At 67.9% G+C, this 2,880-nt stretch carries 2 protein-coding genes and 1 pseudogene; 1 reads left to right on the forward strand and 2 read right to left on the reverse strand.

The genetic code is table 11. The features are described from left to right. Positions 1-395: 395 nt before the first annotated feature. The gene (locus tag D7X55_RS38085) at positions 396-1,421 is read left to right on the forward strand and encodes a lipase family protein (RefSeq protein WP_121725602.1); all 1,026 of its coding nucleotides are present in this window, start codon (positions 396-398) and stop codon (positions 1,419-1,421) included. A 75-nt stretch (positions 1,422-1,496) separates the two neighbouring features. On the opposite strand, the gene D7X55_RS38090 is transcribed toward D7X55_RS38085, so the two are convergent. Both D7X55_RS38090 and D7X55_RS38095 read right to left on the reverse strand, forming a co-directional pair. Beyond that, complete coding sequence (locus D7X55_RS38090; protein ID WP_120551633.1) at positions 1,497-1,985, reverse strand: hypothetical protein; 489 nt, start codon at positions 1,983-1,985, stop codon at positions 1,497-1,499. 516 nt (positions 1,986-2,501) lie between these two features. Further along, positions 2,502-2,880, reverse strand: a pseudogene (locus D7X55_RS38095) (protein kinase); the annotation flags it as partial.

Genomic DNA, 2,880 nt, shown 5'->3' on the forward strand with positions numbered 1-2,880 from the left:
GGGGGCGGAGACAGAGGGGCTGCGGACGGAGCGGATGGCCATGACGTGTCTCTTTTCTGGAAGGGGAGGGAGTGTTGCTCTCAGCGACGAGGACACCCATAGCAGCGGGCATGCCAGCGCCCGGGCATGCGTAAAGCGTTGATCTTGCTGGGAGCATGAGCGGCTTTGCCCGGGCCTGAAGGCTTGCGCCTGGTGACTGCCGTCAGGGGTTGGTGTTTGCAGTCACCAGGGGCGGGCCTGCGTCGGGCGCCGCGTCGGCCGACGCGTCGAAGCGCCCTCGCCGCGAGGGCCTCCGAGGGGCGCCGCGTGCGGCATGGGCGCTGCAATCGGTGCCTGGCAACGGATGGCGGCAAGCGCCGCCCCGTTCCACCCGCCACACCTTCCTGGAGCCGAACATGACGACCTCGACCGTTGCCGCCGCCCGTCCGCAGCCGGGCCTTCACGCCACGCCGCCCGAGCCCGTGCTGAACGCGACCCAGGTGCTGGGCATGGGGCAGGGCGTGGTCGCGGCCTACTCCGCCTTCAATGGAAAGGAATACTCCGCGCCCTCGGGCTGGACGCAGGCGGGCAGCCTCACCGCGTGGGTGCCGCGGAAGGGCGGCGTCGCGGAGGCGTTCGGCCTGTGGTTCACCTCCAACGCGGACCCGGCCACGGCGATGCTGGCGCTGCGCGGGACGGTGACGGCGGCGGACACGAGCGCGGACGAGCAATACCGCACCACGTCCTTCACGCCGTACTCCGGGACGTCCCTGTCGCCGGTGCCGCAGGTGCACAGCGGGTTCTGGGGCATCTACACGGGCACCAGCTCCTCCGTACCCCAGTCGATGCAGGCGCAGGTGTTCGCGTGGCTGAAGGCGAACGGCATCCAGACGCTCTTCGTGACGGGCCACAGCCTGGGCGGAGGGCTGGCGGAGTTCCTGGCGCTGGACCTGGCGGTGAGCCAGCCGTCGCTGAGCGTGACGACGGTCACGTTCGCGGCGCCGAAGGCCGGGCTCGCGGACTCGTGGGGGGCGGCCTACGCGCGGTACGTCACGAACCCGGCGACGGTGCGCGTGGTCAACCAGTACGACGTGGTGCCCACGCTGCCGCCGTCATGGCTGGCCCCCAACTACACGCAGGTCGGCGTGGAGTTCTCCGTGCTCTTCTACAACGCTCCCCACGACACCAGCACGCAGGAGGCGACCCTCCGGCATGAGATGGACAACCACCTCACCGTGCTCACCCACGCGCTGCCCGCCACGCCCCAGCTCTACGTGGGCTCCTTCCCGGATGGCGTCTACACGAACAGCCAGGGCGCCCCGCTCCAGGACACCAGCGTGGAGCCCACCGCGGACGCCGTGGCGGCTGCCCAGGCGTCCGCGAAGGCCCTGCCCCAGCGCCCGGTGGCCCGGCCGCCGGACCGCCGGGTGGCGGCGAAGTAGGGCACCCGGAGCCGTTGCTCGCGTGCCGCTGGAACGGGAGCCGGAGCCGTTCGTCTGGCTCCGGCTTCCGCGGCTTCAGGGAACGTAGACGTACATGTTCTGCAGGATGGAGTTGACCCCCAGGAAGTTGACGTGGTTGTCACCGATGCACACGTGGACGTCGTCGTCCGTGGCGACTGGCGAGCGGGAGTTCAGGTCGCCCAGCAGCGTCGTCGCCCAGCCATCGGAGCTGTACCACTTGAGGCTGTCCGGGTTGCAGCTGTAGTTCAGACGGAAAACGAAGACGTAGTCCGTGTCCGGGTCGTTGTCGCAGAAGGTTGTCGTGGTGTAGTAGTAGGACGCGTGGGCGACAGCCTTGACCGTCGCCGGCGGGTACACCTTCTCCACGAACTGCTGCCAGATGTCCGCCGGAGGGCCGCAGACCGCCTGCTCGGCCGTGGCGAGACTGTCATTGGCCCCGGCCCCCGTCAGGTCCTCCTGGCCTGCTTCGCCGCCACAGCCCGCGAACAGCGCCACGAGTGAACCCGCCGCCAACGTCCGGATGGCTCCCTTGAATCCGTCCATGGATTGCTCCCTGTCGATTTGGGTTTCATGGAATGGCAATTTTCTTCCCGTCAAAAACGCCATCCATGCAATAGATGTAAATCATGGAAAGCTGTTTGTCCATGGGGTGCCGCGTCGGGCGGGGAGTAGGATGGAGCCTCACCCATCTAGAAAAGACGGGTCATGATCGTGTCGCGTGAGCCCGCCGGTCGTCGGGAGCGCCATGGACGCGCTCCGGTCCAGGAGCAGACGCAGCATGAATTTGTATGCCATCAGGAAATGATGGCGTAGCCGCGCCAGAGTCGAAATGGCGGGAAGTTCATGGATGTGCCGAAGGCGGGATTCGAACCCGCACCGGGCGGTGCGAAACTCTCAGCAGGATCGCGCCCTTACCTCGCTACCGCTCGGAGCGACCTGGATTCGCTATCCCGCCGCATGACCTGTTGTCCCGCCATGTTCCACCCCATGCCGCAGCTTCATGCGACATACGTGCAACATGGCGGGACTGGAGTTGCGCCTCCTCGCAAGCAGGAGTGGCTAGTTCGTGCTGATCTCGTCCTGGGACACCTGGAGGCCACGGGGGCGCCGCATGCCCAACTCGACCATCACCTCGCGGGATCGCTTCGCCATTTCGTGAAGCTCCGACACCGCTTCCTTCCGATCGTAGGCGTCTCCCTCTCCGAGCCAGCGGCGCAGGTCCGCCGCCAGTTCCCTCGCCGTCTGGTAGCGGGCTTCCGGGCGGAGCTGGAGGAGCTTGCGCAGTGCCAGGCCCAGTCCCTGCGGAAGCGGCTCCGTCAACGCCTCCAGGTCCGCTTGCGAGTAGGTCGCCGCGCGCCAGATCGCGTCCTCCACGCCAACAGGGCTGCCTGCGAGCCGAGCCCGCCTGACGGCACGTCGGACCCGCACGCGCTGCCTG

The sequence above is a fragment of the Corallococcus sp. AB049A genome (assembly GCF_003668885.1).
Taxonomy (GTDB): Bacteria; Myxococcota; Myxococcia; order Myxococcales; family Myxococcaceae; genus Corallococcus; species Corallococcus interemptor.